Source organism: Pseudomonas knackmussii B13 (genome assembly GCF_000689415.1).
Lineage (GTDB): Bacteria > Pseudomonadota > Gammaproteobacteria > Pseudomonadales > Pseudomonadaceae > Pseudomonas > Pseudomonas knackmussii.
Genome location: NZ_HG322950.1, coordinates 1255244 through 1269455, shown reverse-complemented (window position 1 = coordinate 1269455; position 14212 = coordinate 1255244). Strand labels below are relative to the sequence as shown.

At 66.0% G+C, this 14212-nt stretch carries 12 protein-coding genes; 7 read left to right on the top strand and 5 right to left on the bottom strand.

Going from position 1 to position 14212, the window contains the following annotated elements:
• Nucleotides 1-129 precede the first annotated feature (129 nt).
• The 5 genes from PKB_RS05960 (at nucleotide 130) to PKB_RS05945 (ending at nucleotide 5387) form a co-directional block, all read left to right on the top strand.
• Nucleotides 130-2739: a glycosyltransferase gene (locus PKB_RS05960; RefSeq protein WP_043249873.1), complete on the top strand. Its 2610-nt coding sequence runs from the start codon at nucleotides 130-132 to the stop codon at nucleotides 2737-2739.
• Between the two features lie 95 nt (nucleotides 2740-2834).
• The gene (gene dapE, locus PKB_RS05955) at nucleotides 2835-3983 is read left to right on the top strand and encodes a succinyl-diaminopimelate desuccinylase (RefSeq protein WP_043249871.1); all 1149 of its coding nucleotides are present in this window, start codon (nucleotides 2835-2837) and stop codon (nucleotides 3981-3983) included.
• The gene (locus tag PKB_RS29845) at nucleotides 3980-4150 is read left to right on the top strand and encodes a hypothetical protein (protein ID WP_167333358.1); all 171 of its coding nucleotides are present in this window, start codon (nucleotides 3980-3982) and stop codon (nucleotides 4148-4150) included. Before dapE ends, PKB_RS29845 begins: the two co-directional genes overlap by 4 nt.
• A gap of 2 nt (nucleotides 4151-4152) precedes the next feature.
• Complete coding sequence (locus PKB_RS05950) at nucleotides 4153-4962, top strand: putative RNA methyltransferase (RefSeq protein ID WP_043249870.1); 810 nt, start codon at nucleotides 4153-4155, stop codon at nucleotides 4960-4962.
• A 41-nt stretch (nucleotides 4963-5003) separates the two neighbouring features.
• Nucleotides 5004-5387 carry a hypothetical protein gene (locus PKB_RS05945; RefSeq protein ID WP_043249869.1) on the top strand — a complete coding sequence of 128 codons (384 nt, stop codon included), beginning with the start codon at nucleotides 5004-5006 and terminating at the stop codon, nucleotides 5385-5387.
• Nucleotides 5388-5498: 111 nt separating this feature from the next.
• Here the strand turns inward: PKB_RS05945 and PKB_RS05940 are convergent, their stop codons facing one another.
• From PKB_RS05940 to PKB_RS05920, 5 genes are all read right to left on the bottom strand, one after another.
• A complete protein-coding gene (locus tag PKB_RS05940) occupies nucleotides 5499-5708 on the bottom strand; it encodes a cold-shock protein (RefSeq protein WP_043249868.1) in 210 nt (69 codons plus the stop codon).
• A 387-nt stretch (nucleotides 5709-6095) separates the two neighbouring features.
• Nucleotides 6096-7067, bottom strand: a complete 972-nt coding sequence (locus PKB_RS05935) for a DUF4340 domain-containing protein (RefSeq protein ID WP_043249866.1) — start codon at nucleotides 7065-7067, stop codon at nucleotides 6096-6098.
• 10 nt (nucleotides 7068-7077) lie between these two features.
• The gene (locus PKB_RS05930; RefSeq protein ID WP_043249864.1) at nucleotides 7078-8913 is read right to left on the bottom strand and encodes a GldG family protein; all 1836 of its coding nucleotides are present in this window, start codon (nucleotides 8911-8913) and stop codon (nucleotides 7078-7080) included.
• A gap of 10 nt (nucleotides 8914-8923) precedes the next feature.
• Nucleotides 8924-9658: an ABC transporter permease subunit gene (locus PKB_RS05925; RefSeq protein WP_043249862.1), complete on the bottom strand. Its 735-nt coding sequence runs from the start codon at nucleotides 9656-9658 to the stop codon at nucleotides 8924-8926.
• Nucleotides 9655-10578: an ABC transporter ATP-binding protein gene (locus tag PKB_RS05920; RefSeq protein ID WP_043249860.1), complete on the bottom strand. Its 924-nt coding sequence runs from the start codon at nucleotides 10576-10578 to the stop codon at nucleotides 9655-9657. Before PKB_RS05920 ends, PKB_RS05925 begins: the two co-directional genes overlap by 4 nt.
• 469 nt (nucleotides 10579-11047) lie before the next feature.
• On the opposite strand from PKB_RS05920, the gene plsB reads away from it, so the two are divergent.
• Together plsB and PKB_RS05910 are read left to right on the top strand one after the other, a co-directional pair.
• Nucleotides 11048-13537, top strand: coding sequence for a glycerol-3-phosphate 1-O-acyltransferase PlsB (plsB, locus tag PKB_RS05915; RefSeq protein WP_043249857.1), 2490 nt, complete (start codon nucleotides 11048-11050; stop codon nucleotides 13535-13537).
• 202 nt (nucleotides 13538-13739) lie between these two features.
• Entirely contained in the window at nucleotides 13740-14186 is a 447-nt protein-coding gene (locus PKB_RS05910) for a low molecular weight protein-tyrosine-phosphatase (protein WP_043249854.1), read from the top strand.
• Nucleotides 14187-14212: the final 26 nt, after the last annotated feature.

Here is a 14212-nt window from a genome sequence, read left to right as displayed (position 1 = left end):
CCATCCGCACATTCTATGCCCGGCGCAGGCGCCGCGAGCCGTCGGGCGAGTGCTATACACTCGCTGGGGCGGCGAGTAGGATGCGCGCCGACCCGATCCCCCGTTCCCCCTCTGGAAGCCGATCGCTCTATGTCTTCACGCAAACTCGGACTCAACCTGGTCGTACTGGTCGCCCTCGCCGCGCTCTTCACCGGCGCCTGGGCCCTTTACAACCGTCCGGTGAGCGCCCCGGACTGGCCGGAAACCATCTCCGGCTTTTCCTTCTCGCCGTTCCGCCTGGACCAGAGCCCGCAGAGCGGCAACTTCCCGACGGACGACCAGATCCGCTCGGACCTGGAGCTGATCTCCAAGCAGACCGACAACATCCGCACCTACTCGACCAAGGGCACCCTGGCCGACATCCCCTTCCTCGCCGAGGAATACGGCATGCGCGTCAGCCTGGGCATCTGGATCGGCCCGGACGAGGCGGAAAACGAGGCGGAAATCGCCCGCGGCATCGAGATCGCCAACCGTTCGCGCAGCGTGGTGCGAGTAATCGTCGGCAACGAGGCGTTGTTCCGACGCGAAGTCACCCGCCAGCAGCTGATCGGCTACCTCGACCGCGTCCGCGCCGCCGTGAAAGTGCCCGTCACCACCGCCGAGCAGTGGCACATCTATAGGAAGTACCCGGAGCTGGCCAAGCACGTCGACCTGATCGCCGCCCACGTGCTGCCCTACTGGGAGTTCGTGCCGATGGAAGACTCGGTACAGTTCGTCCTCGACCGCGCCCGCGAGCTGCGCGCCGAATTCCCGAAGAAGCCGCTTCTGCTCGGTGAAGTCGGCTGGCCCAGCAACGGGCGCATGCGCGGCGGCGCTACCGCCACCCAGTCGGACCAGGCCATCTACCTGCGCGAGCTGACCAACGCGCTGAACAAGAAGGGCTACAGCTACTTCGTCGTCGAAGCCTTCGACCAGCCGTGGAAGTACACCGACGAAGGCTCGGTCGGCGCCTACTGGGGCGTGTACAACGCCGAACGCCAGCCGAAGTTCAACTTCACCGGCCCGGTGGTGGCGATTCCCAAGTGGCGCACCCTGGCGATCGCCTCGGTGGTGCTCGCCCTGCTCACCTTCACCCTGTTGCTGATCGACGGCAGCGCTCTGCGCCAGCGCGGGCGGACCTTCCTCGCCGTGGTTTCGTTCGCCTGCGCCTCGGTCCTGGTGTGGATCGGCTACGACTACAGCCAGCAATACAGCACCTGGTTCAGCATCACCGTCGGCGTCCTGCTCGGCATCGGCGCCCTCGGCGTGGTGATAGTGCTGTTCACCGAGGCACACGAGCTGGCCGAGGCGGTGTGGACGCGCCGGCGCCGCCGCCTGTTCCTGCCGGTGACCGCCGACGAGGCCTACCGGCCCAAGGTGTCGATCCACGTGCCCTGCTACAACGAGCCGCCGGAGATGTTGAAGGAAACCCTCAACGCCCTGGCCAAGCTCGACTACCCGGACTTCGAGGTCCTGGTGATCGACAACAACACCAAGGACCCAGCCGTGTGGGAGCCGGTGCAGGCGCACTGCCAGCTGCTCGGCCCACGCTTCCGCTTCTTCCACGTCGCGCCCCTGGCCGGCTTCAAGGGCGGCGCGCTGAACTACGCGCTGCAGTTCGTAGCACCCGACGCCGAAGTGATCGCGGTGATCGACTCCGACTACTGCGTCGACCCGGACTGGCTCAAACACATGGTCCCGCACTTCGCCGATCCGCAGATCGCCGTGGTGCAGTCGCCGCAGGACTACCGCGACCAGCACGAGAGCACCTTCAAGCGCCTCTGCTACGCCGAGTACAAGGGCTTCTTCCACATCGGCATGGTCACCCGCAATGACCGCGACGCGATCATCGAGCACGGCACCATGACCATGGTCCGCCGCCAGGTGCTGGACGAGCTGAAGTGGGCCGAATGGTGCATCACCGAAGACGCCGAGCTGGGTCTGCGGGTGTTCGAGCGCGGCCTCTCGGCAGCCTATTTCGAGCGCAGCTACGGCAAGGGCCTGATGCCCGACACCTTCATCGACTTCAAGAAGCAGCGCTTCCGCTGGGCCTATGGCGCCATCCAGATCATGAAGCGCCACACCGACGCCCTGCTGCGCGGCCGCAGCCCGGATGGCAGCAAGCTGACCGGCGGCCAGCGCTACCACTTCGTTGCCGGCTGGCTGCCGTGGATCGCCGACGGCATGAACATCTTCTTCACCATCGGCGCCCTGCTCTGGTCGGCGGCGATGATCATCGTGCCCAAGCGCGTCGACCCGCCGCTGCTGATCTTCGCGATCCTGCCGCTGACCCTGTTCGCCTTCAAGGTGGGCAAGATCCTCTTCCTCTACCGCCGCACGGTCGGGGTGAACCTGCGCGACGCACTCTTCGCCGCGCTGGCCGGGCTGTCACTGTCGCACACCATCGCCAAGGCGGTGCTGTACGGCTTCGTCACCAGCTCCATCCCGTTCTTCCGCACCCCGAAGATGCGCTCCAGCCACGGCCTGATGGTGGCCCTGGCGGAGGCACGCGAAGAGGTCTTCGTGATGCTTCTGCTGTGGGGCGCGGCGCTGGGCATCGTGCTGGTGCAGGGCGTGGTCGACCCGGACCTGCTGTTCTGGGTGGTGATGCTGCTTGTGCAGTCGCTGCCGTACCTGGCGGCGCTGATCATGGCCCTGCTCTCCTCGCTGCCCAAGCCGCGCGAGGAAGAGGTGCTGAGCGGCTCGGAGCAGGTCGGCTGAGGCCGCCTCACACCCCGTCGAACGCCGGCCCTGTGCCGGCGTTTTTGCTTTAAGATGTGCGCCTTTTTCCGTTGCGCCCCCAGGAATCCCACTCCATGTCCCTGTCGCCGACCCTGGCCCTCGCCTGCGAGCTGATCCGCCGGCCCTCCGTCACCCCTGTCGATGCCGATTGCCAGCAGCTGATGATGCAGCGCCTGGCCGCCTGCGGCTTCGAGCTGGAGCCGATGCGCATCGAGGATGTGGACAACTTCTGGGCCCGTCGCGCCGGCCGCGACAATGGCGAAGGCCCGGTGCTGTGCTTCGCCGGCCACACCGACGTGGTCCCCACCGGCCCGGAACAGGCCTGGCAGCACCAGCCGTTCGACGCTCTGATCGACGCCGACGGCATGCTCTGCGGCCGTGGCGCGGCAGACATGAAAGGCAGCCTGGCGTCGATGATCATCGCCACCGAGCGCTTCGTCGCCGACCACCCGAACCATCGCGGCAGCATCGCCTACCTGATCACCAGCGACGAGGAAGGCCCCGCCCATCACGGCACCAAGGCCGTGGTCGAGCGCCTGAAGGCGCGCAACGAGCGCCTGGACTGGTGCATCGTCGGCGAACCCTCCAGCACCACCCTGGTGGGTGACGTGGTGAAGAACGGTCGCCGTGGCTCCCTCGGCGCCACCCTGACCGTGCGCGGCAAGCAGGGCCATGTGGCCTACCCGCACCTGGCGAAGAACCCGATCCACCTGGCCGCTCCGGCGCTGGCGGAACTCGCCGCCGAGCACTGGGACAACGGCAACGACTACTTCCCGCCGACCAGCTTCCAGATCTCCAACATCAACGGCGGCACCGGCGCGACCAACGTGATCCCGGGCGAGCTGAAGGTGATCTTCAACTTCCGCTTCTCCACCGAATCCACGGTGGAAGGCCTGCAGCAGCGCGTCGCCGAGATCCTCGACAAGCACGGCCTGGAATGGCACATCGACTGGGCCCTCTCCGGCCTGCCGTTCCTCACCCAGCCGGGCGAACTGCTCGATGGCGTGGCCGCCGCGATCCGCGCCGTGACCGGCCGCGAGACCACCCCGTCGACCTCCGGCGGCACCTCCGACGGCCGCTTCATCGCCACCATGGGTACCCAGGTGGTCGAGCTCGGCCCGGTGAACGCCACCATCCACCAGGTCGACGAGCGCGTGCTGGCCAGCGACCTCGACCTGCTGACCGAAATCTATTACCAGACCCTGGTGCGACTGCTGGCATGACTAAACCGATCAAAGGCTTCTGCCTGGCCGCGACCCAACCCGACATCCCGCCGCCTGCCCCGGCGCCGGAGCGTCGCTATGCACTGCGCACTTACCAGCTCGATGCCCGCCGGCGCAGCCTGCCGATGGTCCTGCTGAACCCGCTGGCGCAGAAGACGAAGGACTGAGCATGCTCGTCTGCCCGATCTGCCAGGCCAGCCTGGAACGCCACGAAAACGCCGTGAAGTGCCCGGCCGGGCACAGCTTCGACCGCGCCCGCCAGGGCTACCTCAACCTGCTGCCGGTGCAGCACAAGAAGAGCCGCGACCCGGGCGACAACGCCGCCATGGTCGAGGCACGCCGGCAGTTCCTTGGCGCCGGTCACTATGCCCCGCTGGCCAAACGCCTGGCCGAGCTGGCCGCCGAGCGCGCGCCCGCACGCTGGCTCGACATCGGCTGCGGCGAGGGTTACTACACCGCCCAGTTGGCCGAAGCCCTGCCGGGCAGCGACGGCTATGCGCTGGACATCTCCCGCGAGGCGGTGAAGGCCGCCTGCCGCCGCGCGCCGCAGCTGACCTGGATGGTCGCCAGCATGGCCCGCGTGCCCCTGGCCGACGCCAGCTGCCAGTTGCTGGCCAGCGTGTTCAGCCCGATCGACTGGAACGAAGCCGCGCGCCTGCTGCCGCCCGGCGGCGGCGTGCTGCGCCTCGGCCCGGCGCGCGACCACCTGCTCGAGCTGCGCGAGCGCCTGTACGACGAGGTGCGCGAGTACGTCGAAGACAAGCACCTGGCCGACCTGCCCGCCGAGCTGCAGCTAGCGCACACCGAAAGCCTCAGCTTCCGCATTGCGCTAGACACCCGCGAAGCCCGCGAAACCTTGCTGTCCATGACCCCGCACGGTTGGCGGGTCAACGCCGAACGCCGCGAGCGCATTCTCGCCGAGCCTTTCGAGGTGACGGTCGCGGTGCGCTACGATTGGCTGGAACGCCAGATCCCCTGACCGCCACCCTTCGCCCCGCCCACAGACGCTGAGAGGACGCCATGCGCCAACCCGATATCGAGATCTACCTCAAGGACGCCGATCAGGCCGCAGTGGGCGAGTGGCTGGCAAAGGCACTGGGACCGTGCAGCGAATGGCGCGCCCAGGGCGAGACCTTCAAGTGCATGGCCGACAGCCCGAGCGGCATGATCCCGCTGACCTGGCTGCCGAAGGCGGTGGGCAAGTGGCACAGCCTGTTCATCGACAGCGACGCCACGCCCTGGGACGACGACGTCGCCTGCGCGCGTGCGGCCAATGCGGCGCTGGGCGTCGAGGTGCGCTGCGCACCGGGCAGCTGGAGCGAGGAACAGGGTGAGGAAGATGCGGATCGCTGGCTGAAGGTGACCGCCGAGGGCGTGCAGGAAATCACCTGGCGTACCGGCTGAAACACGAAAACGGCGTTTCCGCTGATGCGGCGCCGTCTATAGAGGCCTTCCTGTTCGGGGAGGCTGAAAAATCAAAGGCCCGTCTCACGACGGGCCTTTGATTTCGGGGGCTCAGACCTTGGCGACGTCTTCCGCCTGCAGGCCTTTCTGACCCTGGATCACCGAGAACTCCACTTTCTGGCCTTCGACCAGGGAGCGGTGACCTTCGCCACGAATGGCACGGTAGTGAACGAAAACGTCCGGACCGCTATCGCGTTGAATGAATCCATAACCCTTGGCGTCATTGAACCACTTGACGGTTCCGACCTCACGATCAGCCATTACCACACTCTCCAACTTTCGATTTTATTTTTGGTTGGCCCCCGGGAATGAGGACTGCAACGGCTCGACAGGCGGAGAGCTGTCCGGGTTGACCATCCAGGGCCGGAGCCGAGTTGGAAGGGCAATTCGAATAACACCCCAATGACGACCGCGGTCCCGAGTATATAAATCAAAAGTTACAGCTGAAAAGCAATTTTTCATCAACTGCAGAGGGTCATGACCAAACTGGCCAAAGTGCCATTTTACGGGGCTTGCAGGGCCATTTAGGTGCATCGGCGAGGCGTAAACACGGCGTATTCTTGCGGGTTCGTCCTGTGCGCCGGTGCACATTTTCGATGCACGCCAGTACCGTCACCGGCGGGATTTCGGTACTGGCGTTCCAGCCGTTCAGGGTTTCTTCGCGGTGATCTCGGCCAGGTGCCTGGCCAGCGCCTTGTACTGGAAATCCTCGATGCGATACGCCCACCCCGCACGCGCCTGGACCTGGCCGTCGGCGAATCCCTTGGCGCTGTCGATGATCAGCCAGGGATGACCGCCCTGCTCGTGCACCTGCCCGCGCAGGCTCGCGCCATCGAAGGACTTCAGGCTGAAAGTCAGCTCCGGTGCACCATTGAACTGCACCTGGTCCAGCGGGGCCGCGTCGGCGAACGTCAGCTGGCCGAAGGGCGTGCCCATGCCATTGGCCACCGCCTCGTAGGCCAGCTTGGCATCCTTGGGCAGTTCGCGTACGCGCAGGTTGGGCTCCTCGGGCTTGTCGCGGAACACCGTCAGGGTCTCGCCCTGGGGATAAGTCACCGCGACCTCGGCGATCTTCTCGAAGGGAATGCTGGTGACCCGGCGATCCAGCCAGTCGAGTTCGTCCGGCGGCAGGCGCAGGTCCTTGTCGATCAGCCAGACCTGGTTGTCACCCGGCTGGCGCACCAGCCGCCCGCCCTGCTGCGAGGCCTTGCCCACCAGCAGCTCCAGCGGCGCGCCGCCGGCCCGCTCCAGGGTCAGCCGCACGGCGGCGCCGGGGCCCTGCTCGGCCAGCTCCAGTTGGGCGAAGTTGCCCGGCTCGCGGGTCTTCGCCTCCACCTTGCGGGCCTGGGCGAGGTCCTGCAGGAGGTCGCCGATCAGGCGCCCGGCGGCGGTGTAGTCGGCCTTCGCCGGCATCACCCAGCGGCCGTCCTGGCGCGCCACGCGGATATCCGGCTGGCCGGGGCGCTGGATCTTCACCGCACTCACCTGCTGCACCTGCAGGCCCGGGAAGTAGTGGCTCTCTTTCGCTGGAGCCCTCTCCGGCTCGCGCTGCAGCCAGGCATACAGCCCTCCCAGCAACACGGCCAGGACAACCAGCAGCATCAGACTCTTGCGTTGCATGCCCGCCTCCTCAGGCCTGGCGCCGACGGCGCCACCACCACAGGACAAGCACGCCCAGGGTCAGCAGCAACGGCACCGCCGCGATATTGATGATCTTCAGGGTGCGCCCCAGCGCCTCGATGTCGGCGTTGAGCTGGAACTGCACATCGCGCAGCTCCTTGCGGATGCGCACGCGCTCCTGGATGAACTGCTGCACCGCAGCCTGCTGCTCGGGCGTCAGTTCCAGCGTCTTGCTCGGGTCCTGGTTCTGCAGCGCGGCGAGCTTCTGCTCGGTGTCGGACAGCCGCTGCTTGAGCCCATCGGCCTTCTCGCGGAAGCGCGTCTCGGCCTGGCGCTGCAGCTCGTCGACCACGGTGAACGGCCGGCTGAAGCGCCCGCGCGAACGCACGCTGATCAACGCGTCGGAGCCAGCCAGGTTATCCAGCGTGTTGATCACGAAGGTGGCGTTGTCGGCCCAGGGCTGCGGCACGCGCTGGCCAAAGAAGTCCTGCACCTGCACCCACATCCGGTCGGTGAGCAGATCGGTGTCGGCCACCACGATCACGTTGATGTTCGCCGCGCCCTTGAGGCCGCCCTTGTGCCCTTCGATGCCATTGGGATAGGCGCTCTGCACCGGCCCCTGCACGCGAGCCGCGATGGCGTAGCGGTCACCGCTCGGTTTCAGCTGAGCCATCAGCTCACCCGGATCACGGAGCGTGACGAAGCGTTGTACGTCGAAGGGCATTGCGAAGGCCGAACTGCGCACCAGCGGGGTGAAGCGGGTCTTGGCGTCCTTCAGCGGCTCGAGGATGCCTGCCGTGGCGACGGTGAGGCTGTCCAGTCCGGCGGTGGCCACGTCGCCGGCGTCCAGCGCCTTGCTGTCCAGGTTCAGCCAGGCGGGGTGGTGCGCGGCACGCTGGCCCTGGCCCATGCTCACGGACATCGCGTAGGTGCCGTCCCCCAGCACCTTGCCCGGCAGCATCTGCAGGCCCCAGCTCTTGAACAGCGGCTCCAGGTCCGAGGACGGCAGGCCGGCATTCTCCAGCATGCCCATGTCGGAAGACTTGTCCGCTTCGCTGTAGGGATCGACGAACGCCAGCAGCTTGCCGCCGCGCAGGACGAACTGGTCGATGGCGTAGAGGGTCTGCTGCGGCAGGTTCTTCGGATGCACCAGCATCAGCACACTGATGTCGTCGGGAATGGCGTCGACGTCCGGCTTGATGCTCTTCAGGTCGAACTGCTGGCGAATCTCCTCGAGCAGCATCCAGGGCGAGGTCGGCTGCTGCGTCTGCATGTCGAAGCCGCCGTTCATCTGCAGCGTGCTGAGCAGGCCCACCACCGGCCGCTTGGGATGCGCCAGGGCATTGATCAGGCGGCTGACGTCGTACTCGAGGAACTCCTCGTGGTCCGGCTGGAAGAACGGGATCACCTGGGTGTTGTCCAGCGCATCGGTGCCGGCCAGGCCGAAGTAGACGGTGTCGCCACCTTGCGACAGCGGCACGGCCTGCAGGCCCAGCTCGGCCGCGCGGTCCTCCTCGGCGGAGAACGGCTGCGGGTCGATGATGTGCAGGTGGAGCTTGCCGCCCGCCTCGCGCTCGTAGGCCTTGAGCAGCTCCTCGACGCGCTTGGCGTAGTTGCGCAGGGGGACCAGGTCCTTGGTGCCCTTGTCCGAATAGAAGAAGTACAGGTTGATCGGCTCGCCGATGGAGCCGAGGACCTTCTTCGTGCCATCGGAAATCGTGTAGAGCTTCTGCTGCGTCAGGTCCAGGCGCGCGCCGGTGAAGGCCACCCCGGAGACCAGGTTGAAGGCCAGGAACAGCAGGGCGATGACCAGCAGGCCGGCCCCGGAAAACATCACTTTCTTCATCAGGGCTTCCTCAGTCGGCTTTCTTCAGGTCGACCACCACCGCCGTGGCGGCGAGCCAGGCGACGATCAGGCTGACGAAAAACAGCAGGTCGCGCAGGTCGATGACACCCTTGCTGATCGCGTCGAAGCGGGTCAGGAAGCTCATCGAGGCCACAGCGTCGAGTAGCCACTGCGGCGCCCAGCCGCTGAAAGCGTCGAGCACCAGGGGGAAGCCGCTGACGATGAAGACGAAACACATCACCACGGCGAGGATGAAGGCGATCACCTGGTTCTTCGCCAGCGCCGACATGCACGAGCCGATCGCCAGGTAGCCGCCGGCCAGCAGCCAGCTGCCCAGGTAGCCGGCGAGGATGGCGCCGTTGTCCGGGTCGCCCAGGTAGTTGACCGTCAGCACCATGGGGAAGGTCAGCAGCAAGGCGATGCCGGCGAACACCCAGGCGGCGAGGAACTTGCCGGCCACCGCCTCCAGGCGGGTGATCGGCAGGGTCATCAGCAACTCGATGGAGCCGGACTTGCGCTCCTCCGCCCAGAGCCGCATGGCGATGGCCGGGATGAGGAACAGGTAGAGCCAGGGGTGGAAGTTGAAGAAGGCCGTCAGATCCGCCTGGTCGCGCTCGTAGAAGTTGCCGAGGTAGAAGGTGAAGACCCCGGAGAGCACCAGGAAAATGACGATGAACACGTAAGCCAGCGGCGTGGCGAAGTAGCTTGCCAGCTCGCGCTTGAAGACCACGGGCAACTGCTTCATGCCGCCTCCCCTCGGGTCAGGGTGCGGAAGACTTCATCCAGCCGACCGCGCTCCACGTCCAGTTCCTTGATTCGCCAACCGCGCTCGGCGATCAGCGCGTTCACCTGCGGGAAGATCACCTCGCCCGGCCGGGCCAGCACGGTCAGGCTGTTCTCCAGCGGGTTCTCCTCGACGCCGGCGACGCCCGGCAGCGCGGCCAGTGCCTGGCGATCGAGAGCGTTCTCGCCAACCAGGGTCACCGCCTGGTGGTAACGCGAGCGGCTTTCCAGCTCGAAGGGCGTACCGTCCGCGACCAGCCGGCCATTGGCGATCACCACCGCGCGGGTGCAGACCGCGGTGACCTCCTCGAGGATGTGGGTGGAAATGATAACGATGCGCTCCTGCGCCAGGCTGCCGATCAGCTCGCGGACCTGGTGCTTCTGGTTCGGGTCGAGGCCGTCGGTGGGCTCGTCAAGGATCAGCACCTTCGGGTCATGCAGGATCGCCTGGGCCACCCCGACGCGGCGCTTGAAACCCTTGGACAGCGTTTCGATGGACTGCCGGCGCACATGCTCCAGCTCCAAAAGGCCGACCACGCGATCGACCCGCGCGCGCTTGTCGGCACCGCGGTAGCCGCGCACCTCGGCGATGAACTCGAGGAAGCGGCCGACCGTCATGTCGCCATAGCAGGGCGCACCCTCGGGCAGGTAGCCGATCAAGCGCTGGGCCTGCAGGGTCTGGGTCTGGATGTCGAAGCCGTGGATGCTCGCCGTGCCCGAGCTGGGCGCGAGAAAACCGGTGAGCATCTTCATGGTGGTGGACTTGCCGGCGCCATTCGGGCCGAGAAATCCCAGGACTTCGCCTGGCTGCACGCTGAAGGACAAATCGTCCACTACAGCCTGCTGAGCGAAGCGCTTCGTGAGTCTGCTTATCTCGATCATGGTCTCTCACCATTGCGGTAAGGGCCCCGACCTTTACCCGGCGCGGAGCCTTGATCAGCACCCGCCTTCCACCCGGAACTCGCAGCGCAGGCAGGCCTCCCCAAAATGCAGGCCGGACTATAAGAAGGCGACCAACGGCTATGCAAGACAGCCTGCACAGTGAAAAGTTTTCCAAATGCTGTCAAAGCAATAGCTGTTTTCTGGCAAGCGTTGGGAAATTTCCTATTACCGAGGAGCGGAACGGCATCATCGGCTGCCCGGCCAGAGACTCGACGAACCGCATTACGGTCGCCTTAAGAAATCCATGGCGGCTCGCCGAGCCCCTGATTTTTCCGCGCCGTTGCCGGCAAGCGGACGGAGATACCCGCCGGATTGCCGGGCCGGCGCCCTTTTGCCGGTCCGGCTATTGCGGCACACTAGCGTCCGCTTGGTTTGCCCCTGGCCTCTTTCAACTGCCTCAAGAGTCCGTATGCCCCGCTATCCGTTCCGTCGCTTCGGCTTTGGTGCCCTGCGCCGCCTGCTGTACCTCTGGGTCCGCTCGGAAACCATCAATCAGTCCTCGCTGAGCCTGAAGATCGACCGCAACAAGCCGGTGCTCTATGCCCTCCCGCAGCCGTCGGTGAGCGACCTCGCGGTCATCGACAACGAATGCCGCAAGGCCGGCCTGCCGCGCCCGGTGATGCCGGTGGCGATCGGCGGCAGCGTCGAGCCGGCAGCCTTCTTCTACCTCACCCGCGAGCCCGACTGGTTCGGTCGCCAGGACAAGCGCGGCGCTCCGCCGGCGCTGGTGCGCACCTTGGCCGCACTGGAGCAGAACGGCGTCGACGATGCTCAGATCGTGCCCGTGAGCGTGTTCTGGGGGCAGTCGCCGGACAGCGAGAAGAGCGCCTGGAAACTGCTGTTCGCCGACAACTGGGCAGTGACCGGACGCCTGCGCAAGCTCGCGCGCATCCTCATCCTCGGACGCAAGACCCGCGTGCAGTTCTCCGCGCCCATCCACCTGCGCGAGCTGGTCGAACAGGGCAAGGGCCAGGAGCGCACCCAGCGCATGGTCCAGCGCATCCTGCGCGTGCACTTCCGCAACCAGAAGACCGCGGTGATCGGCCCGGACCTCTCCCACCGCCGCACACTGGTCAAGGGCCTGCTGCGCGCACCGCTGGTGCGCCAGGCCATCCAGGAGGAGATGGACGCCCAGAAGATCTCCCAGGAGAAGGCCGAAGCCTCGGCGCTGCGCTACGCCAACGAGATCGCGGCCGACGTTTCCTACCCGGTGATCCGCTTCCTCGAAGTCACCCTGACCTGGTTCTGGAACAAGCTCTACGAGGGCGTGCGGGTCAACCACATCGAGCGCGTGCAGGACGTCGCCCAGGGCAACGAGATCGTCTACGTGCCCTGCCACCGCAGCCACATCGACTACCTGCTGCTGTCCTACCTGCTGTTCCGCAACGGCCTGACGCCGCCGCACATCGCCGCCGGCATCAACCTCAACATGCCCGTGGTCGGCTCCATCCTGCGTCGCGGCGGCGCCTTCTTCATGCGTCGCAGCTTCAAGGGCAACCAGCTCTACACCGCAGTGTTCAACGAATACCTGCACACGCTGTTCACCCGCGGCTTCCCCACCGAGTACTTCGTCGAAGGCGGTCGCTCACGCACCGGGCGCATGCTCCACCCGCGCACCGGCATGCTCGCCATCACCCTGCGCAGCTTCCTGCGCGACTCGCGCCGGCCGATCGTCTTCGTGCCGGTCTACGTCGGCTACGAGCGCGTGCTCGAAGGCCGCACCTACCTGGGCGAACTGCGCGGCGCGGCGAAGAAGAAGGAATCCATCTTCGACATCTTCAAGGTGATCGGCGCCCTGCGTCAGCGCTTCGGCCAGGTGTGGGTGAACTTCGGCGAACCCATCCACCTGGACGCCTTCCTGGAGCGCCAGGAGCCGGGCTGGAAGAAACAGGAGCTCGGCCCGGAGTACCGCCCGGCCTGGTTGTCGGAAACGACCAACCAGTTGGCCCGCGAAGTCGCCCGTCACCTCAACGACGCGGCGGCGATCAACCCGGTCAACCTGGTCGCCCTGGCGCTGCTCTCGACCAGCCGCCTGGCCCTGGACGCGAACGCCCTGGCCCGCGTGCTCGACCTCTACCTGGCCCTGCTGCGCAAGGTGCCCTACTCGCCCAGCGCCACCCTGCCCGACGGCAATGGCCAGGACCTGATCGAATACGTGAAGAGCATGAACTTGCTCGCCGAACAGAAGGACGCGCTCGGCCGCATCCTCTACCTCGACGAGCAGAACGCGGTGCTGATGACCTACTACCGCAACAACGTCCTGCACGTGTTCGCCCTGCCGGCGCTGATCGCCAGCTTCTTCCAGAGCAAATCGCGGATCAGCCGCGAGCAACTGCTCACCTACACCCGCGCGCTCTATCCGTACCTGCAGCAGGAACTCTTCATCCGCTGGGACCTGGATCAGCTGGACGCCGTGGTGGACGAGTGGCTCGCCGCGCTGGTAGGCCAAGGCCTGCTGCGCCAGGAAGGCGACGCCTACGTGCGCCCGGCCCCCAGCTCACGCGAATACGTGCTGCTGACCCTGCTCGCCCGCGCTATCACGCAGACCCTGCAGCGCTTCTACATGGCGATCGCCCTGCTGCTCAACGCCGGGCAGAAGCAACTGAGCGCCGAGGAACTGGAAAACCTGAGCACGGTGATGGCCCAGCGCCTGTCGATCCTCCACGGCCTCAACGCCCCGGAGTTCTTCGACAAGACCCTGTTCCGAAACTTCATCCAGGCGATGCTCGACCAGGGCGTGCTGCGCAAGGACGAAGAGGGCAAGCTGAGCTACCACGAGAAGCTCGGCGAGATCGTCGAAGGCGCCGCCAAGCGCGTGCTGCCGGCGGAGATTCGCCTGTCGATCAGGCAGGTGGCGTTGGAGCGGCCGGAGCAGGAAGGCAGCAGCGCTGAAAAATAGTTCAAACGTCCCGACAGCCGGTCAATGGACCTGATCGGCTGTGATCAAGGCCGCAATTTGCGCGGTGACTTGTCAAAAAAGCGTTGGTTTAAGCCCGCCTTAATAGTGTCACATTGCGACTATCGGCCTTGACTCTGAAGGAATCGACTTACAAAATCGCCGGCTTCTTACATACGCCTCTGTACGAAACAAGGAAGTCGTTGTGTTCAAACGGATATTGGTCGTCTGCGTCGGCAACATCTGCCGCAGCCCCACCGCCGAACATCTGCTGCGCCAGCGCCTTGCTGGCAGCGACATCCAGGTCAGCTCCGCCGGCCTCGGTGCCCTGGTCGACAAGCCCATCGAAAGCAACGCGCTGGCCGCCCTCGAGCGGCATGGCGAGACGCCGCACGACCACCGCGCCCGTCAACTGACTTCCAGCCTGCTGCGCGACTCCGACCTGGTCCTGGTCATGGAGAAACGCCACCTGCAGGGCGTCACCCAGATTGCCCCCGAAGCGCGCGGCAAGACTTTCCTGCTCGGCAAGTGGCAGGACGACCGCGAAATCCCCGACCCCTACCGGCAGAGCACGGCCGCCTTCGAGCACGCCTACGCCCTGATCACCGAGGGCGTCGACGCCTGGGCCAAACGCATCCGCCCGACCCGCTAAGCCTCACCGACACCGATAGAAGAAGA

Coding starts and splice junctions, on each gene's coding strand:
- PKB_RS05960 (WP_043249873.1), top strand. CDS start 130: ATGTCTTCACGCAAACTCGGACTCAACCTGGTCGTACTGGTCGCCCTC.
- dapE (WP_043249871.1), top strand. CDS start 2,835: ATGTCCCTGTCGCCGACCCTGGCCCTCGCCTGCGAGCTGATCCGCCGG.
- PKB_RS29845 (WP_167333358.1), top strand. CDS start 3,980: ATGACTAAACCGATCAAAGGCTTCTGCCTGGCCGCGACCCAACCCGAC.
- PKB_RS05950 (WP_043249870.1), top strand. CDS start 4,153: ATGCTCGTCTGCCCGATCTGCCAGGCCAGCCTGGAACGCCACGAAAAC.
- PKB_RS05945 (WP_043249869.1), top strand. CDS start 5,004: ATGCGCCAACCCGATATCGAGATCTACCTCAAGGACGCCGATCAGGCC.
- PKB_RS05940 (WP_043249868.1), bottom strand. CDS start 5,708: ATGGCTGATCGTGAGGTCGGAACCGTCAAGTGGTTCAATGACGCCAAG.
- PKB_RS05935 (WP_043249866.1), bottom strand. CDS start 7,067: ATGCAACGCAAGAGTCTGATGCTGCTGGTTGTCCTGGCCGTGTTGCTG.
- PKB_RS05930 (WP_043249864.1), bottom strand. CDS start 8,913: ATGAAGAAAGTGATGTTTTCCGGGGCCGGCCTGCTGGTCATCGCCCTG.
- PKB_RS05925 (WP_043249862.1), bottom strand. CDS start 9,658: ATGAAGCAGTTGCCCGTGGTCTTCAAGCGCGAGCTGGCAAGCTACTTC.
- PKB_RS05920 (WP_043249860.1), bottom strand. CDS start 10,578: ATGATCGAGATAAGCAGACTCACGAAGCGCTTCGCTCAGCAGGCTGTA.
- plsB (WP_043249857.1), top strand. CDS start 11,048: ATGCCCCGCTATCCGTTCCGTCGCTTCGGCTTTGGTGCCCTGCGCCGC.